Origin of the sequence: Glycomyces algeriensis (genome assembly GCF_027622855.1) — a bacterium.
GTDB classification, from domain to species: Bacteria; Actinomycetota; Actinomycetes; order Mycobacteriales; family Micromonosporaceae; genus Glycomyces; species Glycomyces algeriensis.
Genome location: NZ_JAPZVR010000004.1, coordinates 414,232 through 439,400, shown reverse-complemented (window position 1 = coordinate 439,400; position 25,169 = coordinate 414,232). Strand labels below are relative to the sequence as shown.

Below are 25,169 nucleotides of genomic sequence, written 5' to 3'. Positions count from 1 at the left end.
GTGAAACTTTTCCTTACGACGGTAAGACGGGGCAGTTTTTGTCGGACCCCCGCGAGAAGATTGAACCGGGGACGCCCCCCTGGGAGGGCGGGGGACTGCCCAGGGGCGTTACAGGGCCTCGACGCCCTCGGCCCCCCGCAGCGCGCCCCGCGTGTCCAGGACCGGTACTCCTGCCGGCAGTGCCTCGGGCAGGTACTCGGCGTGGTTGGTGAGCAGCACGATCAGGTCGGCCTTGGCCGTCTCGAGATCGTGGACCCGCTCGACCTGCGTCGCGCCCACACTCCACGCCGGCACGTGCGGGTCGTGGTACGCCAGCTCCGCCCCCGCCGCGAGGAGCTTGCGCGCCACCGGGGTCGACGGCGACTCGCGCTGGTCGGCGATGTCCGGCTTGTACGTCACCCCGAGCAGCAGCACCCGGGCCCGCGAGAGCGCCAGCCCGTCCGCGTTCAGCTTCGCCATCGCCCGCTGCACAACGTACTCGGGCATCCGGTTGTTGATCTCCTGCGCCAGCTCCACGAACCGGAACGGGTACCCGAGCGTGCGCACCTTGTACGACAGGTAGTTCGGGTCGATCGGGATGCAGTGCCCCCCGACCCCCGGCCCCGGGTAGAACGCCTGGTACCCGAACGGCTTCGTCTTGGCGAGGTTGATCGCGTCCCAGAGGTCCACGCCGAGCTCCTGGCAGAACACCGCCATCTCGTTGACGAGCGCGATGTTCACGTGCCGGTACGTGTTCTCCAGCAGCTTCGCCATCTCCGCCTCGCGCGGCCCCTTGGCCTCCACGGTCTGGTCGATGAACCGCGAGTACATCGCCTTCGCGACGGCGGTGCACGCGGGGGTGAGGCCGCCGACCACCTTGGGGGTGTTGACGATCCCGTACACCGGGTTGCCCGGGTCGACGCGCTCGGGCGAGAACGCCAGGTGGAAGTCGACGCCCGGCTCGAGCCCGGACTCCTCACGCAGGATCGGCGCGACGACGTCCTCGGTCGTGCCCGGGTACGTCGTGGACTCCAGGACCACGAGCGCGCCGCGCTGCAGATGCCGCCCGGCCGCGTGCGACGCGCCGATGACCGCGGCGAGATCCGGACCGCCCGCCTCGCCGAGCGGCGTCGGCACGCAGATGACGATCGCCTCGGCCCGCGCCTGCACCGCGGCGTCAGTGGAAGCCGTGTAGCCGGCGGCGAGCATCGCTGCGAGCTCGGCGTCCGAGACGTCGTCGATGTGGCTGGATCCGGCGTTGAGCGCGTCCACCACCGACTGGGAGCGGTCGAGGCCGACCACGTTGAGCCCCTTGGTGATCGCCGCTTGAGCGAGCGGCAGGCCCACGTACCCTTGGCCGACCACGACCAGGTCGATCGGGCGCGCGGCGTCAACAATTGGCACAGTGGAGTCCTTTGCGATCAGAAGCGTCTCGGGGATGCTGCGATCAACTTTAGCAATGGCGAACGGCACTCCTCTGACCAGGGGAGACGCATATCCCTGTAGGCCATTCGTTCATTTCGGCGACACCTTGAATCAAACCTTTCTTCGCATTGCCCGGTTGTTCACCTGGTGATGGAAAAGAGTTCACCATTCTCGGCGTGGCGGCGCCGAATGCGGAATGGCTTCGCAATAGCCCTGGAAATCCGCCGTTTACATGCGCCGACGTCCTTTCTGCGGCGTGATCCGGGTCCTATTCGTTGGTCAATCCGGGTGTGCCGTTGGGGCTAGTATCGATCCATGCCCGCTCTGAGCATTGTCATCCCCGTATTCGAGGCCGAGGAGTACCTCCCCGGTTGCCTCGACACCGTCGTCGACGGCGGCACCGGTGCGTACGGCGCAGACGAGCTCGAGATCGTCGTCGTCGACGACTGCTCGCCCGACGGCTCCCGCGCCGTCGCCGAGCGCTACGCCGCCCGCGACGAGCGCATCAAGGTCGTCACCACCCCCGTGAACGCCGGCTCCGGCCCGGCCCGCAACCACGGTCTGGCCCAGGCGAACGGCGACTACGTGTGGTTCGTCGACGCCGACGACGAGCTCAAGCCCGGCGCGGTCGAACGGGTCCTGGCGGCGATCGTGGTCCCCGACCCGCCGGACGTCGTCCTCGTCCAGCACGAGAAGCGCCGCGACACCGGGTTCATCGAGACCGGCGAACTCCCCGAGCTCGCCGCGCACTGCCCGGCCGATCCCAGCGGCTTCACCCTCGCCGAGTGGCCGCGCATCGTCGACTACACCCACACCCCGTGGACGAAGGTCTCGCGCCGCGAGTTCCTCACCGGCACCGGGCTCGGCTTCCCCACCGGCTGGTACACCGACATCCCCTGGACCTACGCGCTGCTGCGCCGCGCCGCGCGCATCGCGGTCGTCGTCGAATGCTGCTACCAGTGGCGCCAGCGCGCCGGGTCCTCGATCACCCGCACCCGGGACGACCGCCACTTCGACGTGTTCACGCAGTGGCAGCGCACCTGGGACGATTTCGAGGACGTGGACGACGCGGGCGTGCGCGTGGCCCTGTTCAACCACATGGTCTGGCATCTGCTGCTCGTCATCGGGAACACCGAGCGGGTGGAGCCGAAGAAGCGCCGGGAGTTCTTCCGCCGCACTTCGGAGCTGTACCGCCGCTACCACCCGGGGCCGGACGCGTGGCAGCCCGCGGCGGGGGTCACGGGTCTGAAGCAGCGGCTGCTGGCGGCCCGGGCCTATGTGGGTTATGAGGCGTTCCGGCAGGTGTACCGGATCGCGAAGCGTGTCAACCGGAACGGTTCGCAGGGTGCCGCGCCGGTGCCGGAGGCGACCGCTTCGGAGGTCGAGGCGTCTTCCGCGAACAGTTCTGTCGGTGCTTCAGCGGTCCAGCATGCGGCGGAGGAGGCCCCGGGCCTGCCGTCGCAGTCCTCGCTGCCCGCTCCGCGCGTCTCGGGTTCCTGACTCGCCGAGTACGGCGTCGAGAGGTCCGGCGAGTCGGGCGCTGCCCCAGACGGCGTCGATGCCCACGCCGAGGTGTGTCGCCCTGGCGGCGGCGGCGGTGCGTTCCAGGCGGATCTCGCCTTCCGGGGCGGCCACTTCGACGAGGCCGAGTCGGTGCCGGTTGGCGTAGTCGACGAGTGCGGTGACCGCGTCCGGGCCGGGGCGTGCTGCGGCGGGCATGCGGATCACGTAGGGCACGTTGGGGTCGGGTGTGTATTCGGTGGCGAGGTGTACGCGGGGTTCGCCGCGGAATGACTCGATGAGGAGTCGCGCGTCGAGGTCGGGGTCGTCGAGCATGGCGTGGCGGTGTTCGTGCGGTGCGGGCCAGTCGCCGACGAGCGTCACGCGTACGTCGGGTGCGGTGCCGGCGAGGAGATTGTCCACAGTCGACTCGATGTCGGGGGCGGGGGTGTCTCCGGTGTCGATGACGATGTCGGCGAGCGGGGTCTCCCAGTTGCGGGCGGCCCTGGGGCGCTTGAGGTCGAGTTCCGGTACGCGGTTGGCGATGCGCGGGCGCCGGTAGGCCTTGGCGAGTTCGCCGCGGGCGGCGATCTGGCGCGGTCCGAGGTGCCAGGCGGAGGAGGTGTCGTCGGGTACGAACACCGCTCCGGCCTGGTGGAGCCGGTATCCGAACACGGTGTCGGAGCCGAGGAGCACGTCGGCGTCCATGCCGCCTGCGGCGGTGAACAGGTTGCGGTGCACGGAGAACGATGCGCCCACGAGGATCCGGAACGCGCGGTGGTCGGCTTGGCGGAGTCCGCCCGTGGTGTCGATGATCTGCTCGATCCACTGCGGCTCGGAGTGTTCGACGTCGAACAGCTCGCCGGCCTTCCCGGCCTGCGCGGCGTCGAAGACGGCTGCCGGGTCCAGTTCGCCCGCCTGGTAGTCGACGAACCGCTTGTGGCCCAGCACTGCCAGGTAGTCGGCGGTGTGGTGCCAGCGCAGTTGCGATGCGACGTGGTCGGGGAACGCGAGCATGTCCGCGTCCAGGCGCAGTACTACGTCGCCGTCGCTTTGGGCGACACCGGAGTTGGTGGCGTGGGCCGAGGCCCACCCGCCGGGCAGCGGTGCGACGATCCGGGTCGATTCGGGCCGCACGTCGGGCAGCCGCAGGGGCGGGTCGGAGCCGTCGTCGACGACGACGACTTCGAGTAGCCCGGCCGGGTAGGTCTGGGCCGCGAGGGAGGCGAGGGTGACGTCGAGTTTGTCCTGCTGGCCGTGGGCGGGGATGACGACGCTGACGCTGAGGTGGGGCTCCCATTCGTCGCCGGGGCGCACGAGCGGGCTGTAGTCGTTGCCGCGCAGGGCGGGTTTGGCCATGGCGGTCACCGCCGCAGGAGGGCGCGGAGGCGCGCGCGCTGGCGGGCGTCGAAGAGGCGGCGGGCGAGGCGCCTGGCCGCGTCGGGTGGTCCGGGTTCGTACACCGTGGCTTCGGCTTCGCGGGCGGCGAACCCGTCGTACTGGGCGGCGCCCCAGATGCCGGCGACCGTCTGGTCGAGGCCGGTGCCGCCGGTGATGTGGCGGGCGCGGGCGAAGGCGGCGGTGCGTTCGAGGCGCGCGGGCGGGGCGTCCGGCAGTGCCGCGAGGACGAGGCCGGCGTCGGCCCGTTCCATGGCGGCGAGGAGCCTGCCGACGCTGTTGGCCCGCAACGGGACGGCCCGGGGCAGGACGAGCCGGTAGGGGACGGCGGGGTCGGGTGCGGGGGCTTCGGTGTGGACTCGGACGCGTGCTTCGGCGTCGTAGGCCTCTTCGATGAGGCGCAGTTGCGCGCCTTCGCCGGCGAGGATCGAGGCGCGGTCCTGCGGGGCGGGGTCCTGGCCGGTGACGAGGGTGATCCGCACGTCCCCGTCCGGCCCGGAGAGGACCGGTGCGACGCAGGCGTCGACGTCCGCGGCGGAGGCGTCGGCGACGTCGATCACCATGTCCACCAGGGGGACGCGCCAGGCGCGCGGGGGCGCGGTGCGGCGCATGCCGTGCAGCGGGACGCGCTGCGCGATGTAGGGCACGCGCTGGTGGCGGCCCTCGTCCCATTTCTGCACCATCTGCGGCATCCCCAGATGCCAGGCGGAGGAGGTGGTCTCGGGGACGAACACGGCCCCGGCCTGGGCGAGCCGGTACGCGAACTCGGTGTCCGAGCCGAGCCGCAGGGCGGTGTCGAGTCCGCCCGCGGTCTTGAAGAAGTCGCGGTGCACCGAGTTGGTGGCGCCCACGAGGACGCGGAAGATCCCGGGGTGGTGCTGGACGAGGCCGGCGGTGTCGGCGATGACGTTCTCGATCCAGTGGGGTTTGGCGTCCTCGACGGCGAACAGCGCCCCGGCCTCGCCCGCGAGGACCTTCTCGTGGACCTGCTCGGGCGTGTACCGGCCCGGTTCCCATTCGACGAACCGCTTGTGGCCCAGGACCGCCAGGTAGTCGGCGGCGTGGTGCCAGCGCATCTGCGCTTCGACGTGGTCGCGGTAGGCGACCATGTCGGCGTCCAGGCGGAGGACGACCTGCCCGTCCGCGTGGTTCACGCCGGTGTTGACCGCGTGTGCCGAACCCCACGACTCGCCGGTGGTGACGACGAGGCGGGTGTGCTCGGGGCGCAGCTGGGGCAGTCGCAGCGGAGGTGAGGAATTGTCGTCGACGACGACCACTTCCATGAGGTCCGACGGATAGGACTGGGCGGCGAGGGCCGCCAATACCAGGTCCAGTTCGGCCTGGCCCCCATAGGCCGGGACGACGACGCTCACCGCGAGACTCGGCTGCCGATCACCCTGGGTCGGCGGGTGCAGAGCCCTATAGTCGTTGCGGACGATGCGCGGGCGTTTCGGTGAGTCGCTCATTTCGCGCCCACGATATCCCGCCACCATTCATGAGGATTGACCGGCTTCCCAGTTCAGCATCTGTTTACGCGACTGAGGACAATTGTTCGCATTCAATTCAGCATTATTGCCATTGGACACGCGAAGATCTGGGCGGAATGCAACCTGGAGATGAACGGACGAGATGCACAGAGCTGATGAGACCGCGCGTTATCCGGGGCGACTCCTCGACGACCTCCTGGTGCGCGCCGGGGAGCGGGCTCCCGGGACGCTGAGTGCGACCGCGCTGCGGACCCGCTCGCCCGGGGCCCAGCACCTGCTCGCGCGTGCCGCGACACGCCGGGTCGACCTCCCCGGGCTCATTGCCGCCGCCCACCGCCGCGACGCTGCCGCGGTGCGGGATCTGGAGGTGGACGCGTCGGCGCTGGCGTCGCTCGCGCGGGTCGTGGGCCTCCAGACGGGGGGCGGGCAGGACCGGCGGGATGCGTTGGCGCTGTTCGATCTCGCGCTCGACGCCGGCGGGGTCCGCCGGGTGAGCCCCCGTGAGGCCGCCGTCCATGTGCAGCTCGCGTACGTCCTCGGGGACCTGGGGAAGACCCGGGTCCTGCTGCGCCGCTACGGGAGGCACCTGCCGGCGCTGGAGCGGGGCGCGCTGGTCGCGGACCTCGCGCATCCGGACGCGGGTGGCGACGAGCCGGCGTGGATCAAGCGGCTCGGCGCGCTCGCGGGCCGCCGTGAGCTGCGGCTGGGCCCGGCCTCGGTCGACGGGGAGCTGTTGCCGTGGTTCGACCGGCTGCGCGCCGTGCCGATGGCGAAGGTCCAGGCCGGGCCGCGGATCTCGGTGGTGATGACGGCGTACCGGCCCGGCCGGGCCCTGCTCACCGCGGTCCGGTCGCTGCTGGACGGGGCGTGGACGAACCTGGAGGTGCTCGTCGTCGACGACGCCTCGGGGCCGGAGTTCGACGCGGTCCTGGACGCGGTCGCGGCGCTGGACGACCGGGTGCGGGTGATCCGCCGCGAGTCGAACGGCGGCACGTTCGCGGCCCGCAACACCGCGTTCGACGCGCTCACCGGCGACTTCGTGACGGGCCTGGACTCGGACGACTGGGCCGCGCCCGGGCGGCTGGCGCGGTCGGTCGCGCCGCTGCTGGCCGACCCGGCCCTGCAGTTGACGTATGGGGAGGCGTTCCTGTGCAACGAGGACCTCACCGTGACCCGCCCGGGGCGGGTCCTCACCACGGTCTCGACCGCTTCGATGATGTTCCGCCGCAGCGTGCTCGACCGGATCGGCTACTACGACGAGGTCCGCAAGGGGGCCGACACGGAGTTCCTGCACCGGGTCTCGGCCGCGTTCGGCGACGGCGCGGTGCGCCGCCTCCACGGCGTGCGGGACACGGTCATGCGCCAGGCGCCGGGCTCGCTCTCGCGCGAGGAGTTCGGGCCGGGCTGGAAGCACCCGGCGCGCCGCGCCTACCAGTCCGCGTACCCGCTGTGGCACGACGAGATCCGGGCCGGCGCCGACCCGTACCTGCCGCGGGCCCCGGCCCGGCGCCCGTTCTGGGCGCCCCGGCACGCCGCAGTGGCCCGCGGTGAGCAGCGGCAGCGCCGCTTCGACGTCGTGTTCTGCCTCGACTGGCGGCCCTTCGGCGGCCCGCAGAAGTCCATGATCGAAGAGGTCAAGGCCCTTACCGCCGCAGGCAAGAGCGTCGCCCTCATGCACCTGGAGTCGTGGCGGCACATGACCGTCGAGGACCGGCCGATGTGCGCGCCGTTCCAGCGGCTCGTCAACGACGGGTTCGCCGAGCAGGTCCTGGTCACCGACGACGTCGTGTGCGACCTGCTGGTGCTGCGCTACCCGCCGATCCTCCAGTTCCGGTCGGGGGAGCGCTCGAACGTGCGCCCCCGGCGGATGGTGGTGCTCGCCAACCAGGCCCCGCACGAGCGCGACGGCTCCGACACCCGGTACGTCCCGGACGCCTGCCACGCCAACGCGGTCGACATGTTCGGCGTCGAACCCCTCTGGGTCCCGCAGGGCCCGCAGGTCCGCGAGGCGCTCACCCCCGCCGGACCGTCCCACGAGGGCCTGACCGCGACCGTCCTGGCCGACTTCGACATGCCCGGCATCCTCGACACCGCCGGCATCGCCCCGGCCCGCACCGGCTTCCGCTCGGTGCTGCCGGTGGTCGGGCGGCACTCCCGCGACGACCGCACGAAGTGGCCCGCCGCCGCCGACCTGCCCTTGATCTACCCCGGGGACGGGCGCTGGGACGTGCGGATCATGGGCGGCGCCGGGTCCGTCGCGGCGATCACCGGCGAGGACCCGCCCGCGGCCTGGACCTGCTACGGCTTCAACGAGACCGACGTCGAATCGTTCCTGTACCAACTCGACTTCTGGATCTACTTCCCGCACCCGCAGCAGTACGAGGCCTTCGGCAGGGCCGTCCTCGAAGCGCTCGCCGCCGGATGCGTCGCGATCCTCCCGCCCCGGTTCGAACCGACCTTCGGCGACGCCGCGCTCTACTGCGAACCGTCCGAAGTGGTCGGTCTGGTGGACGGGCTGTACGCCGACCCCGAGCGGTTCCTCGCCCGCAGCGCCCTCGCCCAGCAGCGGGTCCGCGAGCGGTTCAGCCACGACGCCTACCGCCGCCTCGTCGCAGGCCTCCTCGACGGCCCGCACGCGGCCAGTGCGACCACCAGCGCCCCGGCGCGCCCGCGCCCCGCCCCCGAAGACCGGCCCGAGACCCCGGCCGTCCCCAGTCCCGTCGCCACATGAGAGTGCCTCCGATGAAGCAGCAGCTCAAAGCCGTCTACAACCGGGTCGGCCGGCCCTCGCCCCTGCGGGTCGCCGCCGTCGCCGGCGTCCTCGCGGTCCTCGGCCTGCTCGCCGTCGCCGTCTTCGGCGATCAGCGCCTGGTGTGGGTCGTCTCATCGCTGATGAGCCTGGTCACCCTGGGGGCGCTGGGCCTGGTGTGGAACGAGAGCCGCCAGACGCGCCTGGAGGCGCGCGCGTCAGCCGAGCGCGCCGAGGTCACCCTCCGCCGCATCCTCGCCGCGTTCGAGGTCGAACGCCTGGCAGCGGAGCGTCGCCGCGCCCTCGACGGCGACCGCGCGGCCTGACCGCGCCCCGCGCGGCGGGCATGAGGAAGCTCTCGGATCTGCCGCGAGCTGCCGAAAACGACCGGGCGGTACTATTGGCGCGCTGTGTCAACCACCTGTCCGGGAGGGCCGCCCCCATGGAAGAGCCGATCATTCAGGCTCGTGACCTCGGGATCTGCTTCGCGAAAGGCAAGCAGAAGAAAGGCCGGGTCAAAGACCTGTTCGTCAGGCGCTCGGCCAACCAGAAGGGCGCCTCGGCGCAGGACTTCTGGCCCCTGCGCCACGTCAACTTCGACATCTTCCCCGGCGACGCCGTCGGCATCATCGGCCGCAACGGCACCGGCAAGTCCACGCTGCTGCGCCTGATCACCGGCGTCCTCATCCCCGACGAGGGGTACGTGCGCCGCGAAGGCCGCGTGGCCCCGCTCATCGCGCTCTCCGCCGGCTTCTCGGGCGACCTCACCGGCCGCGAGAACGTCAACCTCGTGGGCGCGCTCCACGGCATGACCAACAAGGAGATCAAGGCCAAGTACGACGAGATCGTCGACTTCTCCGAGCTCGAGGACTTCATGGACACGCCCCTGAAGCACTACTCCTCGGGCATGAAGGTGCGCCTCGGCTTCGGCGTCATCACCCAGCTGCCGCACCCGATCCTCCTGGTCGACGAGGCGCTCGCCGTCGGCGACGCCGCGTTCAAGCGCAAGTGCCAGGCCGTCATCGCCGGCCTCCTCGAGCAGGGGCGCACCCTCGTGTTCGTCTCCCACTCCGAAGGCGACCTGAAGAAGTACTGCAAGCGCGGCATCTTCCTCGACGCCGGCACCCTCGAGACCGACGGCACCGTCGAAGAGGCCCTCGACGCCTACAAGGCCGCCGAGAAGCGCGACGCCGACGCCAAGGCCGAGAAGAAGAAGCGCGAGGAGGCGGCGAAGGCCGCCGCAGCACAGGCCGCCGCTCCGGCCCTCGTCCCGGGAGCGGTCGAGGCCGCCAGGTGAGCCGAGCCGTCATCCTGCCGGCTCCGGGCGGCCACGCCGACATCACCGACGACACGACGGTCCTGGACCGGCTCATCGCGCAGATCCGCGAAGCCGGATGCGACGACATCACCGTGCTCACCCGGCCCGGGACGGACCGGCCCGTGAAGGCCGCCCAGATCGAGTCGGCCGACGCGGACGCGGACCTGCGCCACCTCGCCGAACTCGCGTTCGGCCCCGAGAACGGCGGCGCGCTCTACCTCGCCTGCGCCGACCTCGTGGCCTCCCAGACCACCGTCGCCGCCGTCCTGTCCGACTCCTCGCGCCGCTCCGGCGTGCTCGTCGGCGGCGACGACCCCGCCGCCGCCCCCGTCACCTGCGAACGCGGCCTGGTCACCGGCCCCGGCCCCGGGCCGAACCGCCTCGGCGGCCTCGCCAAGGTCTCCGCCCCCCACCTGGCCCGCCTCAGACGGCACTGGCCCCGCCGGGCCGGCGCCCCGAACGACGCCGGCGACGCGTTCGCCACGGTCCTCGCCGCCCTCCACGCCCGCGCCGTCCCCGTCAACGCCTACCGCACCGGCGGCCTCGAGCACCGCCAGGTCGGCAACACCGACGAGGCCCTCGCGACCATCGCCGCGTTCGAAGCGGTCGACATGGACGCCTGGCGGATGAAGAACGCCATCAAGCACGACGACGACTTCTTCGCCACCTACGCCGTCTCCACCTGGACGCCCCGCCTCGTCAGGCTCTCCGCCCGCCTCGGCTGGACCCCCACCCCCATCACCTGGGTGTCCATCGCCCTCGCCGTCGGCGCCGCCGCGATCTTCGCCACCGGCTGGACGCAGACCCCCGGCGTCGACGAACGGCTGTGGTACCTCGCCGCGGCCGCCCTCATGTACTTCAGCTTCGTCTTCGACTGCGTCGACGGCCAGCTCGCCCGCTACACCCAGAACTTCTCCTCCTTCGGCGGCTGGCTCGACATGATGGCCGACCGCTCCAAGGAGTTCCTCATCTACGCCGGCCTCGCCGCCGGCGCCACCGCGAGCGGCGTCGACGCGCCCGCCGCGTGGGGCCTCGCCATCGCCGCCATGGCCACCCAGACCATCCGGCACACCGCCGACACCTGGTACGCCGTCCTCCTCGACACCGCCGTCGTCCGCCAGGCCCGGAAGCGCGAATCCGCGCCGCCCGTCGGCCGCGCCGCCCACCTCGGCCAGCGCCTCGGCTCCGCCTCCGAGCAGGTCATGGGCGCCCACCGCACCCCCCTGTACTGGATCAAGCGGACCATCGTCGCCCCCGTCGGCGAACGCTGGCTCCTCCTCGCCGTCGCGGCCGTCGCCTTCGGGCCGCAGACCGCGCTCGCCGCGCTCCTCGTCTGGCAGCTCTTCGCCCTCGGCTACACGACCGCCGGACGCACCCTCCGCTCCCTCGCCGCCCGCACCGCCGCACTGCGCCGCCCCGACCGGTCCGCCCACCGCGACGACGGGCCCCTCGGCAAGCTCGTGCCCCGCAGCCCCGTCGGCGGCGACATGACGCCGTTCGCGGCGACCGCCGCCGCCGTCGCCGCCTCCGGCGCCGCCGTGCTCGCCGCCGCGTTCGACGCGCCGCCGTGGGCGACGTTCGGGCTCGCCGCACTGGCGCTGGTCCTCGCGGCCTCCGTGGCCCGCACCGACCACGAGGGCCTGCTCGACTGGTTCATCCCCGCGGGGCTCCGGGCGGTCGAGCTCGGCGCGATCTGCGCGGCCGGGATGGCTGCCGGCGTCGCCTGGCCGGTGCTCTACGTGCTGCTCACGGTGATCGCGCTGTACTTCTACGACCTCGCCGCGGGGCTCGACAAGGCCGCCTCGCCGGTGGCCCGCCGCGACCTCGGTCTCGGCTGGCCCGCGCGGAGCCTCATCGCGATCGCGGCCGCCGCCATCGCTGTGGCGACCGTTCCGGCAGTGGCCACTGTGGTCTACGGGGCGCTCGCGGTGTACGTCGCCGCGGTCTTCGTCGGCGCGGTCGTCGCGGGCACGCTCCGCGCGTCGCGCGAAGCCGCCGCCTGACCCCCGAAACCTGCGCCGCCGCAGCGAGATCGGGTCCGTTCGTGCCGTCATGCTTGACCGCCAAGCGAACTCGTTCGGGTTACATGCCCCGACAGGCGCGCATCGCTGGTCTCCCACGACTAAGGTGTACCTGTGCGCAAGTTCCGGCTCTCGCGTCTGGTGCTCGCCGCGACCGTGATCGGGGTGGCGGGCCTCTTCTCGCTGCCCGCGATTCTCGGGAGCCTGACCGCGACCGGGGCGGCCACTGAAAGCCATTCCGCTATTTCCCATGTGGACTGGTCGAACGTCGACGAGACCTACCCGTTCCCGTCCGGCACGCCGACCCCCGGCCCCAGCTACGACGGCGACGGCACCTCGGACACCGACGGCGGGGACGCGGACGGGGACGGCACCCCCGACCCGCCCACCGACGGCGGCGCCTCACCTGAGACCCGGCCGATCGACGGCGGCAGCTCGGGAAGCGGCGGCGGGCTCCTCGGGCTCGACCTTCCGGTCCAGGCGGCCATGAGCGTCGGCCTGCTCGCCCTCGCGTTCCTCGCGCTCCTGCCGGGCCGCAAGATGCCCGCCGACCTGCGCTGATCTTCGGCCGACCCGTAAACGACCGCGCGTCTCGCGCTGCCGCTGATGCCGGCTGCGATGCCGTTCCATGCGTGCTGGGCGATCGCACGCAGGCGTGGGACCACCGAGGTCCACTGGATCCACGAGCCCGGGCCGGCGATGCGCATCGCATCGCCATCCGCGTCCGCGAGGCGTGCGGGCGGGACCGCAGTCCCGTACCGAGATCGTTGCGCGGGATCGGCCTACAGCGCGGTGTACACGTAGCCGCGCCGTGAGAACTCCTTGAAGATCGCGGTCAAGGCGCCGCACATGTCCGCCTGGTTCGAGGCGCCGTCGTGCAGGAGCACGATGGCGCCCGGGGCGCTGCGGTCGAGCACGTGCTCGCGGATCTGCGTCTCGGTCACCGCGTTGTCCCAGTCGGAGGGGTCCACCGTCCAGTGGAGCGACTCCATGCCCAGGTCCGCGGCGATGGCGATGGCCCGGTCCGTCCACTGCCCGCCCGCGTGCCGGAAGTACCGCACCTCGGCGCCCGGCGCGGCCTTCGTGATCGCGTCGTTGGTGCGCTGCAGGTTGGCCCGGATCTCCGCTTCGCTCCACTTGCCCAGGTCGAACTCGTGGAACCACGAGTGGTTGCACAGCGTGTGGCCCTCGCGGACGATGTCCGCGACCAGCTCCGGGTACGCCTCCGCGTAGGCCCCGATCAGGCAGAACGTCGCCTTGACGCCCTGCTCGCGCAGCATGTCGAGCACTTTCGGCGTCCACTCCGGCGACGGCCCGTCGTCGAAGGTCAGCGCCACCCGGTCGTCCCCGGTGTGGTTGCGCGTCCCCAGCGGCCCGTCGTACATGTTCGCGGCGGGCTCGGCCGCCGGCGGCGACGGTGCGGCGGGCGGCGAGGACGACGCGGGCTCTGTACCCGGCGCGGGCGTACCGCTCGGCGCCGGTTCCTGCTCTGACGAGGCGGGCGCCTCGGGCGAACCGGTGTCCTCGGCCTCGCTCTCGCCCTCGCTCGCAGTCGAAGAGGAGGCCGACGCAGTAGGCTCGGTCGCGGTCGTCGCGCTCGCGGGCGGTTCACCGCCCTCGGGCCAGACCCAGGCGAGCGCGAGCAGCAGCGCGGCGGCCGCGGCTGCAATGCCCAGTTTGTGACGAACCATGTCGTGATTGTAAGTGCCGTGGGCCACATTTCGAGGAAAGCTGGAGGGGACATGCGACTCGTCGTCGGCATCACCGGAGCGACCGGCGCGATCTTCGGCGTCCGGCTCCTCGAAGCGCTCCGCGATCTCGACGGCGTCGAGACCCACCTCGTCATGAGCCGCTGGGCCCGCACCACGCTCCGCCTCGAGACCCCGTACACGCCCGCCGAGGTCGTCGCGCTCGCCGACCACGCCTGGGGCCCGGGGGAGCAGGCCGCGCCGATCTCCTCGGGGTCGTTCCGCACCGACGGGATGATCATCGCGCCGTGCTCGATGAAGACCGTCGCCGCGGTCCGCACCGGCTACACCGAGGGGCTGATCGGGCGGGCCGCCGACGTGACGCTCAAGGAGCGGCGCCGGCTCGTGCTGCTGGCCCGCGAGAGCCCGCTCTCGGAGATCCACCTGGAGAACCTGCTGGTGCTCTCGCGCATGGGCGCGGTCGTGCTGCCGCCGGTGCCGGCCTTCTACAACCGGCCTGAGACGATCGACGACATCGTGGACCACGTGGTGGCGCGGACGCTCGACCAGTTCGGACTCGAGCACCCCCGCGCCCGCCGCTGGGACGGCCTGAAAGGCACTGAGGCAGTAGAGGAGTAGCGGTGGACACGCTGATGTGGGAGGCCAAGGCCGCCGAAGGGCGCGGGGCCGAGCTGCTCCGCTGGGTGCTCGACGAGGGCGTGCACGCCGTCGCCGACCCCGAGGTGCGCACCGAGGTGTTCATCGCCGGCGACCGGGTCGTCGTGATCGCCGTCGGCCCGCAGCCGCCGCGCCGCCTCCCCGACCCGCCCGAAGCGCTCGTCGACCGCGCCCCGCACGCCTGGCCGTTCACGCGAGTGAACCTCGCGCCCTGACCCTGGGACGCCTCGCGACGCTCCGATCGAGGCGTCGATGTCACGCCCCTGCGGCAGGGTTGTTGTCGGGGGTCCTGCGAATGTCCGTTTTGAAGGCTGATGCCTGGAAACGCCGTAGCAGCGCCGCCTAGCAGTTCCGCCCAACAACGCCGCCTGAAAACCCTGCAGACGAGCGAACCGCCCGGCGCGTCGTGCGCGCCGGGCGGTTCGGGGATTTCGCGTCTTCGAGTCTAGCGGCCGATGCCCTGGTACGACCAGCCGTGCTTGCGCCACTGCACCGGGTCGAACGCGTTCATGCCGTCCAGGATGCGCCGCTCGGCGACCTGCTGGCCCAGCGCCTCCGGGTCGAGCGTGCGGAACTCCTCCCACGGCACCATCGCGCACACCACGTCGGCGCCCGCCACCGCCTCGGGGAGCGTCTTCACGAAGCTCAGCTCCGGCGCGTACGCCTTCGCGTTCTCCAGCCCCTCCGGGTCGTACACGACCACGTCGGCGCGCGCGGACCGCAGCCGCCGCGCGATGTCGAGCGCGGGCGAGTCGCGGATGTCGTCGGTGTCGGGCTTGAACGTCGCGCCCAGGTAGGCGATGCGCACGCCCGACAGGTCCGGACCGTTCGGCCCCGAGGGCCGCCCGGCCAGGGCCGCGACGGCGCGCACGGTGTGCGTGCGGCGGCGCGTGTTGACGGCGTCGACCTCGTCGAGGAACCGGAACGACTCGCCCACGCCGAGCTCACCGGCGCGAGCCGAGAGCGCCCGGATGTCCTTGGGCAGGCAGCCCCCGCCGAAGCCGATGCCGGCGCGCAGGAACTTGTTGCCGATGCGCTGGTCGTAGCCGATCGCGCGGGCCAGGTCGACCACGTCGGCCCCGGCGGCCTCGCTCAGGTCGGCCATGGCGTTGATGAAGGAGATCTTGGTGGCCAGGAACGCGTTCGCCGCGACCTTCACCAGCTCGGCCGTCGCCAGGTCGGTCTCGACGACGGGGACCTCGCGGTCCTCGACCGCGGCGAGCTCGAGGATGCCGCGGTGCACGTCCTTGAGCAGCTGGGAGGCCCACTCGGACTGGGCCGCGTACACGATCCTGTTGGGGCGCAGGACGTCGTGCATCGCGTTCGACTCCTGGAGGAACTCCGGGCTCCAGCCGACCTCCACGCCGAGCCCCGCGGGGGCGTGGCGGTCGACGAGCTCCTGGACCCAGGTGGCGGTGCCCACGGGCACCGTGGACTTGCCGACGATGAGGACCTTGCGGCTCAAGTGCTTCGAGAGGTCGACGACCGACTCCTCGATGTAGGAGAGGTCCGCGCCGTGCTCGCCCTTGCGCTGCGGGGTGCCGACGCAGATGAAGTGGACGTCGGCGAAGTCGGCCACGGCCTGGACGTCGGTGGTGAACCGCAGGCGCCCGGTGTCGAGGTTCTTCTTGAGCAGTTCGGGCAGGCCCGGCTCGTGGATGGGGAGCACCCCGGTGTTGAGGGATTCGATCTTGCCGGCGTCGACGTCGTATCCGATCACCTCGTAGCCGAGCTCCGCGAAGCAGACCGCGTAGGTCGTCCCGAGGTAGCCGCATCCGATGAAGGAGATGCGGGGCCGGGTCGTGGTGTTCGGCGAGGGAGTCTGGATCGCGTTGGCCATCTGGTGCCCTGTCTGTTCGTTCGGCGGGCGCGCCCGGTGGGGGCGGCGCCCGTGCGTACGTGCGTTGGAATCGTGCGCGGCGACCTCGAATTGTACGTGAATGCGACTATGGCCTGCGCAGTCGTATATTCAGCTTCACGCATGAACTTCGCCCCAAGTTGCGGCGAAGCAGTGGAAAACTCACCGTGGCGGGCATCACCGGCCTCGGTCGCGGTGGGTTACACTCGGCCTGACGTACTGACGAGTAACAAACGCGGGAGCCACTGATGTCCACCGGGTTCACCCCCTACCAGCTGCCAGAAGAGTACGCCGACATCCGGGCGGCGACCCGGGGAGTCTGCGACGCCGGGGTCGCCCCGCACGCCGCCGAGGCCGACGCGACCGCGTCCTTCCCGAAGCGCTCCTACGAGGCGCTCAAGTCCGCCGACCTCCACGCCCCGCACATCCCGGCCGAGTACGGCGGGGCGGGCATCGACGCGCTCGGCACCGCCATCGTCATCGAAGAGGTCGCCCGCGCCTGCGCCTCCTCCTCGCTCATCCCCGCGGTCAACAAGCTCGGCTCGCTGCCGCTCCTCCTCGACGCCTCCGAGGAGCTCAAGCGCCGCTACCTGCCGCCCGTGGCCGCCGGCGACGCGATGTTCTCCTACTGCCTCTCCGAGCCCGAAGCCGGCTCGGACGCCGCGTCGATGACCACCCGCGCCGTCCGCGACGGCGACCACTGGGTCCTCGACGGCGTCAAGCGCTGGATCACCAACGCGGGCGTGAGCGAGTTCTACACCGTCTTCGCCGTCACCGACCCCGGCGCCGGCTCCAAGGGCATCTCCGCGTTCGTCGTCGAGAAGGGCGACGCCGGCGTCTCCTTCGGCAAGCCCGAGAAGAAGCTCGGCATCAAGGGCTCCCCGACCGCCGAGGTCTACCTCGACTCGGTGCGCCTCCCCGCCGACCGCCTCATCGGCGAAGCGGGCCAAGGATTCTCGCTCGCCATGCGCACCCTCGACCACACCCGCGTCACCATCGCCGCGCAGGCCCTCGGCATCGCCCAGGGCGCGCTCGACGCCGCGACCGCCTACGCCGCCGAACGCGAGCAGTTCGGCAAGCCGATCGCCGCGTTCCAGGGCGTCCAGTTCCTCCTCGCCGACGCGGCCATGAAGATCAGCGCCGCCCGCGAACTCACCTACGCGGCCGCCGCCCGCTCCGAGAGGGGCGACGCCGACCTCACCTACTTCGGCGCCGCCGCCAAGTGCTTCGCCTCCGACGCGGCCATGCAGATCACCGTCGACATGGTCCAGATCCTCGGCGGCTACGGCTACACCCAGGACTTCCCGCTCGAGCGCATGATGCGCGACGCCAAGATCACCCAGATCTACGAGGGCACCAACCAGGTGCAGCGCATCGTCATCGCCCGGGAGCTCCAGCGCGGCAAGGCGTTCTAGCCGGCCGCGAGTGCTCGGCCCGGACCCTCACCGGTCCGGGCCTTTGCTGTCGCCTTGGGGGACTTACGAACTCGACGCTCACTCGCTAAGATCCGGTCATGAGTGAACCTCTGCACCACGCCCCCCGCAAGCGCGCGCTGGCCGCCGCATCATCGGCGCTCATGGCCCTCGCCGCCATCGTCGCGTTCGCGCCCGGCACCGCCCAGGCCGCGCCCGCCGCCGACCACTGCGTCGTCAACCTCAGCACCCACGAGACGACGTGCGCCGCCACCCAGGACGCCGCCTTCGCCGCCGACGCGGCCGCCGCCGAGGAGGTCGGCATCCAGTCGGTCACCCTCATCACGCTGTACGACCGCACCAACTACGACCCCGCCGGCGGCACCCGCTCCTTCGTGGGCGACGGCAGCTACACCTGCTCCGCCGCGTACTCGCCCGTCGAGTTCAGCGTCGACTACCTCGACGCGGCCGGCTGGAGCAACCGCGCCAGCTCCGTCCACACGTACCGCTCGTGCGACATCAAGCTCTGGGACTCGGTGACCCTCTCCGGGGCCTCCTCCACCTGGATCGACAACCTCGCCAACCTCGGCACCATCGGCTGGAGCAACCGCGCCGGCTCCTACCAGATCAGCTAGGACGCGGCAGGGCCCGGACCGTCGCCGGTCCGGGCCCTCGCCATGTCATTGCGCCGGGCGCTACGCCTCGGCCTCGACCGGGGCCGGCTCGGCCGCCGCCTCGCGGGTCGCGCGCCGCTTCGGCGCCACCAGCACGAGCGCCCAGACCGCCGCGAGCGCCAGGTACAGGCCCGTCACGACAGGCCACGGCACCGCGAAGCCCGCGAGCAGGGTGCGCAGGTTCAGGGCCACCACGAGCATCCCGATCGTCGAGCCCAGTTTCGCCGTGGGGATCTTGCGCGTCAGCCACGCCGCCAGCGGCGCCGCGGCCATGCCGCCCACCGCCATGCCGACCACGACCGGCCACAGCACCGTCAGCGTGTCCGGCACCGCCATCCAGAAGCCGAGCACGGCCGCCGCCGACGCGAACACCTGCGCCGTCGACACCGAGCCGACGACCCGGTGCGGCTCCAGCCGCGACGTCGTCAAGGTGATCGGCATCGTCACCGGCCCCCAGCCGCCCCCGCCGACCGCGGCGAGGAAGCCGCCCACCAGGCCCGTGGGGATCGCGAACCCCGACCGGACCGGGCCGTGGCCCGCACCGCGGCCTTTCACGAAGCGCCACACGATGACCACGCCGAGCGCGATGAGGATCGCGCTCGTCACCGGCGTGGCCGCGTCGAGCCGCGTCAGCGACGCCAGCGCCCAGGCCCCGGCGAAGCCGCCGACGGCCCCGGGGATGCCGAGCTTCAAGGTGGTGGGCCAGTGGACGTTCTGGAGCCGGTGGTGCGAGGCCGCGCTCACCGCGCCGGTGGCGATCGTCGCGACGTTCACGGACGCGGACGCGACGGCCGGGGCGATGCCCAGGCCGAGCAGGAACGTCATCGTTATGGTGCCGAAGCCCATGCCGAGGCTGCCGTCGACGAGCTGGGCTACGAAGCCCGCGGCGACGGAGGAGAGGATGGTGGTCGCGAACAGCACGCGCGGCTCCCTCGGGTACGGATGGCTTCTGAATAGTCCACTAAATCAGTAGGACAAGTCAACGGGTGCCCACGCTTCGGGACGTCGAAGCGGGACGGATGCGCGACACCCCGCTGACGCCGATCCGTCCCCACATCATCCCCCGTCGCGTCCACCGCGACACCCGCCGCGGGAGCGGAGCGGCCCGGATGCGGGAGCCGCTCACACCCGCGGCGATCGCATTTGGAGGCCTCCGCCACCCGGTCAGGGGCCGGATGCGCCCCTCGAGACGAGCGTCATAGCGTGGACGTACAAGCCTGGTTACTCTCGTGTAGCCCGCCATTCACCTGGCGCATACGGCGACGCACGCGCCGCCGCACCACCCGAGGGCCTGCGAACCGCACAGGCAGTCTCAATGCAGAGGAGCATTCGATGGGTAAGAAAGTCACGGTCGTCGGCGCCGGATTCTACGGCTCCACCACCGCCCAGCGCCTGGCCGAGTACGACGTCTTCGAAGAGGTCGTCCTCACCGACATCGTCGAGGGCAAGCCCGAGGGCATCGCCCTCGACATGAACCAGTCCCGCACCATCGAGGGCTTCGAGACCAAGGTCGTCGGCGCCACCACCGACAACGACGGCAACGGGTACGAGAAGACCGCCGGCTCCGACGTCATCGTCATCACCGCCGGCCTCCCGCGCAAGCCCGGCATGAGCCGCATGGACCTGCTCGAGGTCAACGCCAAGATCGTCCGCGGCGTCACCGAGAACCTGGTCAAGCACTCCCCGAACGCCGTCATCATCGTCGTCTCCAACCCCCTCGACGAGATGACCGCGCTCGCGCAGCTCGCCTCGGGCTTCCCCAAGAACCGGGTCCTCGGCCAGGCGGGCATGCTCGACACCGCGCGCTTCACGAACTTCGTGGCCGAGGAGCTCCAGGTCCCGGTCAAGTCCGTGACCACGCTGACGCTCGGCTCGCACGGCGACACCATGGTGCCCGTCCCCAGCCAGTCCTCGGTCGACGGCAAGCCGCTCGCGGACCTCCTGCCCGCCGACAAGGTCGAGGAGCTCGTCACCAAGACCCGCAACGGCGGCGCCGAGATCGTGGCGCTCCTCAAGACCGGCTCGGCGTACTACGCGCCGTCCGCCGCCGCCGCGCGCATGGCCAAGGCCGTCGCGGAGGACTCCGGCGCGGTCATGCCCGTCTGCGCCTGGGTCGACGGCGAGTACGGCATCTCCGGCGTCTACCTGGGCGTGAACGCCCAGATCGGCGCCGAGGGCGTCAAGAAGGTCGTCGAGACCCCGCTCCACGACGACGAGCTCGCGAACCTCAAGGAGGCCGCCGAGGCCGTCCGCGCGAAGCAGGCCGACGTCGCCGGCCTGTAGCCCGCGATCACGACACCGTTCAGGGGCGCCCGTCCGCGGGCGCCCCTGCGGCGTCTGCGCCCGCAGTCCCGTATCGGATTCGCGGAGCGGACCCCGGTCGCTAGGCTTACGCCCGTGACCGCCGCAGACCAGCGCCGCACCAAAGCCGACATCCAGGCCTGGCGGCCCTACGTCCCGAGACGACCGCGCTCATGGCTGCCGGAGATCGCCATGGCCGTCGCGTTCGCGGCCATCACCATTCCCCTCACCTGGGCCAGTCCCCTCGTTGACCTCGACATCTGGATCCGGGACGTGGCCGACGCGAACCGTCCGGAGTGGGCGAACTTCATCGCGATCCAGACCAACCGGCTCGGCCAGGGCGGCCTCCTCGGCGGCATCGCCCTCGGCATCGCGGCGATCATCGCGTGGCGGGGGCGCAACGTCCGGCCGCTCATCGCGTTCCTCGCGGCCTACGGGATGGCCGGGGCGGTCCTGGTCCTCAAGTACGCGCTGCCGCGGGTCTACCCGCACTGGCCGCGGCCCGAGCCGGGCCCGTACGCCGATGCCGCGCAGGCGGTCCTGTACACCGGGCTCGAGCCGTTCGGCGCGTATCCGTCGGGGCACGTCCTCAACACGATCGTCTGGTACGGCTTCATCGTGGTGCTCGTCGGCGCGCGCTGGAACCCGCTGCTGCGGCGGCTGTTCCTGGTCCTGCCGCCGGTGATCGTGGCGTTCTCCACCACGTACATCGGCTTCCACTGGGCCACCGACGCCCTCGCGGCCCTGCCCATCGCGGCGGTCATCCTCCGCACGGCGCAGCGCGTCCCGTGGGACACGGTCGCGCTCCCGCTCTGGCTCGAGCCCGACCGGCGCTTCCGCTAGCCGGATCCGCAAGGCCCGCACGGTATCTTCGAGGCATGCCCGCACCGCCGCGCGAGCGGCCGCACCTCGAGCGCCGCCTGGGGCTCCCCTCGGCGATCGCCATCGGACTCGCCTCCATGCTCGGCGCCGGCGTCTTCGCCGTCTGGGCCCCCGCGGCCGGGGCCGCCGGATCCGGTCCCGGACTCCTCGCCGCCCTCGCCATCGCGGGGTTCATCGCGTACTGCAACGCCCGTTCCAGTGCCCGCCTCGCCGCCCTCCACCCGCAGGCCGGCGGGGCGTACGTCTACGGGACGCGCCGCCTGCATCCCGCCGCCGGGTTCGCCGCCGGCTGGGCCTTCCTCGTCGGCAAGACCGCTTCGGCCGCCGCGATGGCGCTGACGCTCGGGGCCTACCTCCTGCCCGACCATCCGCGGGCGCTCGCGGCGGCGGCGGTCGTCGCGTTCTGCGCCGTCAACCTCCTTGGCGTGAAGCGCACGGCGCTGGCCTCGGCGGTGTTCGCCGCCGTCACGCTCGCCGTGCTCGCGGCGGTCGTCATCGCGGGTGCCACGGGTCCTGTTGCGGCCCAACCGCTCGACGGCACGCACCCCTGGGGCGTGCTCACCGCGGCCGGGTTCCTGTTCTTCGCCTTCGCCGGCTACGCCCGGATCGCGACGCTCGGCGAGGAGGTCAAGCGGCCCGAATGGACGATCCCCCGCGCGATCCCGATCGCCCTCGGGATCACCTTCGCCGTGTACCTGCTCGTCGCGCTCACGGTGCTCAAGGTGCTCGGCGCGGGCACGCTCGCGGACTCGACCGCGCCGCTCGCCGATCTCGCCGGGGCGAGCGCACCGGCGTTGAAGCCGGTCGTCGCGATCGGTGCCGGCATCGCCGTCGCGGGGGTCCTGCTCAGCCTGCTCGCGGGGATCGGGCGGACCGCGCTCGCGATGGCGCGCGACCGGCGGCTCCCGGGCGGCCTGGCGGCGGTGTCGGAGCGGTTCGGGGTGCCGTGGGCGGCCGAGCTCGCCGCGAGCGGCCTCGTGCTCATTCTTGTGTCCACACTGGACTTGGCGGGTGCGATCGGGTTCTCGAGCTTCTGCGTGCTGGTCTACTACGGGGTCGCGAACGCCGCCGCGGTCACCCTCGACCGGCGCGCCCCGCTCCCGTGGCTGGGGCTCGCCGGCTGCCTGCTCGTGGCCGCGAGCCTCCCGCTGTCATCGGTGCTCGGCGGCCTGGCCGTGTTCGCGGTCGGCGCGGGCTGGTACGCCTTCACCGCATCTAGGGCGCGGCGCGCGAACCCCTGATCCGTCTGGGCTGCAGTTGCATCGCTGTCGCACCCGCGGCCTGACCGGCTGGGCCGCAGACCCGGCCGCATGCATGCCCTGACCGGCTGGGCCGCAGGCCGGTCGCACGCCTTGATTCGGTCTGGGCCGCAGTTGCATCGCTGTCGCACCGACGGCCTGACCGGCCGGGCCGCAGACCCGGCCGCATGCACCCTGACCTGCCTGCGCCGCAGGCCGGTCGCACGCCTTGATTCGGTCTGGGCCGCTCGCTCATCAAGTGCCGCCCGCTGCGTGCCGGCATCGGCCCGGGCGCGCAGCGTCGGCGAACTCGACCGTCGAGGATCGCTGCCGCTGCCGCTGCCGCCTTCGGCCTCACGGACCTGTCACCGCTCCGCGCGGCGCTGGTCCCGGGCGGCCCTGAGCCGCCGCACGACCGCGGGCTGCTCGGCGGCCGCCTCCGGGTGGTCGATGAGCCGTGCCAGGTGCTGGTAGTACCGCTCGGGGGTGAGCTCCAGCTCGTCGCTGATGGCCTGCGTCTTCGCACCCGACGCCCGCCACCAGCGGGCCTCGAACGCCAGGAGGCGGGAGTCCGCCGAACTCAGCTTCGACGCATCCCGCGACCCTGGCTTCGGTGCCGCCAGCTTCCCCGGCGTCGACTGCGACATCGGTTCCGCCTGCGGCCCTGGACGAAGCGGTTCCCGCTGCGGCGTGAGCTGCTTCGGGGGCGCCTCCCGTGCCTGACGGGAGGCCTCCTGCGGACCTCGCCCGGGCCGCGGTGAGGGGACGAATTCCTCGTCACCGCCTTGGCGCGCACGCGAAGCGGGCTTGGCGGGGCGTTGGCCGGGAGGCATGGGGCGACTCCTTCTCGCTTGACGGCGCCGCGAGGGCGAACGCCGTGACTGCGGTCTCGGCTCCCGCGAAGCGGTCGCCGCTGCTACTCGATCCAGTCGATGAGGTCCGCCACCGAGTCCTTGACGTGGTTCGGCCGGAAGGGGTAGCGCTCGACTTCTTCCATAGTGTCAGTGACCCCCGACAGAACGAGGACCGTCTCGAGCCCGGCCTCCAGGCCCGACAGCACGTCGGTGTCCATGCGGTCGCCGATCATCACCGTCGTCTCCGAGTGGGCCCCGATGCGGCGCAACGCGTTCCGCATCATCAGGGGGTTCGGCTTCCCCGGGAAGTACGCCTCCGAACCCGTCGCCGCAGTGATCATCGCCGCAACCGCGCCCACGCCGAGCATGAGCCCTTCCGGGCTCGGACCGGTCGTGTCCGGGTTGGTGCAGATCAACCGCGAGCCGGACTTGACCAGCCGCACCGCCGTGGTGAGCGCCCCGAAGTCGTACCGCCGGGTCTCTCCGAGTACCACGTAGTCCGGGCGGTAATCGGTGAGGACGTACCCGATCTCGTGCAGTGCCGTGGTCAGGCCCGCCTCGCCGATGACGTAGGCCGAGCCCTTGGGCCGCTGCGACTGCAGGAAGTCCGCGGTCGCCATCGCCGAGGTGTAGATCGACTCGACCGGCACCTGCAACCCGGAGTTCTTCAGCCGCACATGCAGGTCGCGCGGGGTGTAGATCGAGTTGTTCGTGAGGACGAGGAACCGCTTCCCCGCCGTCTGCAGCTTCTCGATGAGCTTGTTGGCGCCGGGGACCGGCACGCCCTCGTGGACGAGCACGCCGTCCATGTCCGAGAGCCAGCTGTCGAAGGGTCCAGGTGTAGTCATGCTCAACATCTTGCCATCGCATCGGGAAAACGACGAGGACCGGACGTAAAGTGGTGCCCGTGGAGACGGCATTGACGGCCGTGCTCGTCATCGCCGCAGGCGCCATGGCGGGCGCAATCGGCTACTGGACCATTCGAACCGCGAGGAACAAATGAGCGAGCGCGAAGTACCCGAGGAGTTCGCCTCGACCTTCCAGAAGGTCGAGCCCTACCCCTTCGAGGAGACCGACGACCTGCGTCGCGGACCCAACCTGCACGACGACCTCCTGCCCCTGCTGCCCCTCGTCGGCCGCTGGCGCGGCCGCGGCCAGGGCGGCTACCCCGGCACCGAGGACTTCCTGTACGCCCAGGAGATCAGCTTCCTCCACGACGGCCGGCCGTTCCTGCGCTACCACGCCCGCTCCTGGATCATCGACGCCGACGGCAAGCCCGTGCGCCCCGCCGCCCAGGAGACCGGCTGGTGGCGCGTCGTCCAGGGGAACGACCCCAAGCGCCCCGAGATCGAGGTGCTCCTCTCGCACCCCACCGGCATCCTCGACCTGTACTACGGGCACGTGGACGGCACGCGGATCGAGATCGCCACGGACGCGGTCGTGCGCAGCCCGCAGGCCAAGGAGGTCACCGCGGGCAAGCGCCTGTACGGCCTCGTCGAAGGCGCCCTCATGTACGCCCAGGAGCTGGCCGCCGAAGGCAAGCCCCTGAGCCCCCACCTGAGCGCCAGCCTCAGCCGCGTCGCCGGCTGACCCGCCGAGAGGCCCCGGGGCGGCTAGGGGGTGCTTGAGAAGCCCCGCTGGCCGCTATCCGGCCCATTCGCCCGCTCGCTGCGTTGTCGGGGCCTTCGCATACAACACCGGTATGCG

Annotated in this window: 22 protein-coding genes; 14 read left to right on the top strand and 8 right to left on the bottom strand. The window is 71.8% G+C overall.

Annotated elements, in window-relative coordinates:
- Positions 1–108: 108 nt before the first annotated feature.
- On the bottom strand, positions 109–1,383 hold the full coding sequence (locus O2L52_RS10585) for a nucleotide sugar dehydrogenase (protein ID WP_270115352.1): 1,275 nt from the start codon (positions 1,381–1,383) through the stop codon (positions 109–111).
- A gap of 336 nt (positions 1,384–1,719) precedes the next feature.
- On the opposite strand from O2L52_RS10585, the gene O2L52_RS10580 reads away from it, so the two are divergent.
- On the top strand, positions 1,720–2,904 hold the full coding sequence (locus tag O2L52_RS10580) for a glycosyltransferase family 2 protein (protein WP_270115351.1): 1,185 nt from the start codon (positions 1,720–1,722) through the stop codon (positions 2,902–2,904).
- On the opposite strand, the gene O2L52_RS10575 is transcribed toward O2L52_RS10580, so the two are convergent.
- Positions 2,821–4,263 (bottom strand): glycosyltransferase family 2 protein, encoded by a 1,443-nt coding sequence (locus O2L52_RS10575; protein WP_270115350.1) that lies wholly within the window; start codon positions 4,261–4,263, stop codon positions 2,821–2,823. The two genes, O2L52_RS10580 and O2L52_RS10575, sit on opposite strands and share 84 nt — an antisense overlap.
- A gap of 5 nt (positions 4,264–4,268) precedes the next feature.
- Positions 4,269–5,768 carry a glycosyltransferase family 2 protein gene (locus O2L52_RS10570; RefSeq protein WP_270115349.1) on the bottom strand — a complete coding sequence of 500 codons (1,500 nt, stop codon included), beginning with the start codon at positions 5,766–5,768 and terminating at the stop codon, positions 4,269–4,271.
- A 163-nt stretch (positions 5,769–5,931) separates the two neighbouring features.
- Here O2L52_RS10570 and O2L52_RS10565 point away from each other — a divergent pair, with 163 nt between their 5' ends.
- The 5 genes from O2L52_RS10565 to O2L52_RS10545 all read left to right on the top strand — a co-directional run bounded on the left by O2L52_RS10565 (position 5,932) and on the right by O2L52_RS10545 (position 12,438).
- The gene (locus O2L52_RS10565) at positions 5,932–8,520 is read left to right on the top strand and encodes a glycosyltransferase (protein WP_270115348.1); all 2,589 of its coding nucleotides are present in this window, start codon (positions 5,932–5,934) and stop codon (positions 8,518–8,520) included.
- A gap of 11 nt (positions 8,521–8,531) precedes the next feature.
- Positions 8,532–8,864 carry a hypothetical protein gene (locus O2L52_RS10560; RefSeq protein ID WP_270115347.1) on the top strand — a complete coding sequence of 111 codons (333 nt, stop codon included), beginning with the start codon at positions 8,532–8,534 and terminating at the stop codon, positions 8,862–8,864.
- Positions 8,865–8,980: 116 nt separating this feature from the next.
- Positions 8,981–9,835 carry an ABC transporter ATP-binding protein gene (locus O2L52_RS10555; protein WP_270115346.1) on the top strand — a complete coding sequence of 285 codons (855 nt, stop codon included), beginning with the start codon at positions 8,981–8,983 and terminating at the stop codon, positions 9,833–9,835.
- On the top strand, positions 9,832–11,859 hold the full coding sequence (locus tag O2L52_RS10550) for a CDP-alcohol phosphatidyltransferase family protein (protein WP_270115345.1): 2,028 nt from the start codon (positions 9,832–9,834) through the stop codon (positions 11,857–11,859). The genes O2L52_RS10555 and O2L52_RS10550 overlap by 4 nt, the downstream gene beginning before the upstream one ends.
- A gap of 132 nt (positions 11,860–11,991) precedes the next feature.
- On the top strand, positions 11,992–12,438 hold the full coding sequence (locus O2L52_RS10545) for a hypothetical protein (RefSeq protein ID WP_270115344.1): 447 nt from the start codon (positions 11,992–11,994) through the stop codon (positions 12,436–12,438).
- Between the two features lie 221 nt (positions 12,439–12,659).
- Here O2L52_RS10545 and O2L52_RS10540 read toward each other — a convergent pair whose 3' ends face one another.
- Positions 12,660–13,568, bottom strand: a complete 909-nt coding sequence (locus O2L52_RS10540) for a polysaccharide deacetylase family protein (protein WP_270115343.1) — start codon at positions 13,566–13,568, stop codon at positions 12,660–12,662.
- Between the two features lie 51 nt (positions 13,569–13,619).
- On the opposite strand from O2L52_RS10540, the gene O2L52_RS10535 reads away from it, so the two are divergent.
- Entirely contained in the window at positions 13,620–14,204 is a 585-nt protein-coding gene (locus O2L52_RS10535) for a UbiX family flavin prenyltransferase (protein ID WP_270115342.1), read from the top strand.
- A 2-nt stretch (positions 14,205–14,206) separates the two neighbouring features.
- Positions 14,207–14,458, top strand: coding sequence for a hypothetical protein (locus O2L52_RS10530; protein ID WP_270115341.1), 252 nt, complete (start codon positions 14,207–14,209; stop codon positions 14,456–14,458).
- Positions 14,459–14,688: 230 nt separating this feature from the next.
- Here the strand turns inward: O2L52_RS10530 and O2L52_RS10525 are convergent, their stop codons facing one another.
- Entirely contained in the window at positions 14,689–16,083 is a 1,395-nt protein-coding gene (locus tag O2L52_RS10525; protein WP_270115340.1) for a UDP-glucose dehydrogenase family protein, read from the bottom strand.
- A 266-nt stretch (positions 16,084–16,349) separates the two neighbouring features.
- Between O2L52_RS10525 and O2L52_RS10520 the strand changes: the two genes are divergently transcribed.
- On the top strand, positions 16,350–17,516 hold the full coding sequence (locus O2L52_RS10520; protein ID WP_270115339.1) for an acyl-CoA dehydrogenase family protein: 1,167 nt from the start codon (positions 16,350–16,352) through the stop codon (positions 17,514–17,516).
- A gap of 98 nt (positions 17,517–17,614) precedes the next feature.
- Positions 17,615–18,148, top strand: a complete 534-nt coding sequence (locus O2L52_RS10515; protein WP_270115338.1) for a hypothetical protein — start codon at positions 17,615–17,617, stop codon at positions 18,146–18,148.
- Between the two features lie 60 nt (positions 18,149–18,208).
- Here the strand turns inward: O2L52_RS10515 and O2L52_RS10510 are convergent, their stop codons facing one another.
- Positions 18,209–19,108, bottom strand: a complete 900-nt coding sequence (locus tag O2L52_RS10510) for a sulfite exporter TauE/SafE family protein (RefSeq protein ID WP_270115337.1) — start codon at positions 19,106–19,108, stop codon at positions 18,209–18,211.
- Between the two features lie 411 nt (positions 19,109–19,519).
- On the opposite strand from O2L52_RS10510, the gene mdh reads away from it, so the two are divergent.
- The 3 genes from mdh to O2L52_RS10495 all read left to right on the top strand — a co-directional run bounded on the left by mdh (position 19,520) and on the right by O2L52_RS10495 (position 22,611).
- Positions 19,520–20,470 (top strand): malate dehydrogenase, encoded by a 951-nt coding sequence (gene mdh / locus O2L52_RS10505; RefSeq protein WP_270115336.1) that lies wholly within the window; start codon positions 19,520–19,522, stop codon positions 20,468–20,470.
- Between the two features lie 114 nt (positions 20,471–20,584).
- Positions 20,585–21,331, top strand: coding sequence for a phosphatase PAP2 family protein (locus tag O2L52_RS10500; RefSeq protein ID WP_270115335.1), 747 nt, complete (start codon positions 20,585–20,587; stop codon positions 21,329–21,331).
- Between the two features lie 35 nt (positions 21,332–21,366).
- Entirely contained in the window at positions 21,367–22,611 is a 1,245-nt protein-coding gene (locus O2L52_RS10495) for an APC family permease (protein ID WP_270115334.1), read from the top strand.
- A gap of 362 nt (positions 22,612–22,973) precedes the next feature.
- Here the strand turns inward: O2L52_RS10495 and O2L52_RS10490 are convergent, their stop codons facing one another.
- Both O2L52_RS10490 and O2L52_RS10485 read right to left on the bottom strand, forming a co-directional pair.
- Positions 22,974–23,255, bottom strand: coding sequence for a DUF3263 domain-containing protein (locus O2L52_RS10490; RefSeq protein WP_270115333.1), 282 nt, complete (start codon positions 23,253–23,255; stop codon positions 22,974–22,976).
- Between the two features lie 269 nt (positions 23,256–23,524).
- Complete coding sequence (locus O2L52_RS10485; protein ID WP_208496955.1) at positions 23,525–24,310, bottom strand: HAD-IIA family hydrolase; 786 nt, start codon at positions 24,308–24,310, stop codon at positions 23,525–23,527.
- A gap of 151 nt (positions 24,311–24,461) precedes the next feature.
- Here O2L52_RS10485 and O2L52_RS10480 point away from each other — a divergent pair, with 151 nt between their 5' ends.
- Positions 24,462–25,052: a heme-binding beta-barrel domain-containing protein gene (locus tag O2L52_RS10480; RefSeq protein ID WP_270115332.1), complete on the top strand. Its 591-nt coding sequence runs from the start codon at positions 24,462–24,464 to the stop codon at positions 25,050–25,052.
- The last annotated feature ends 117 nt before the right edge of the window (positions 25,053–25,169 follow it).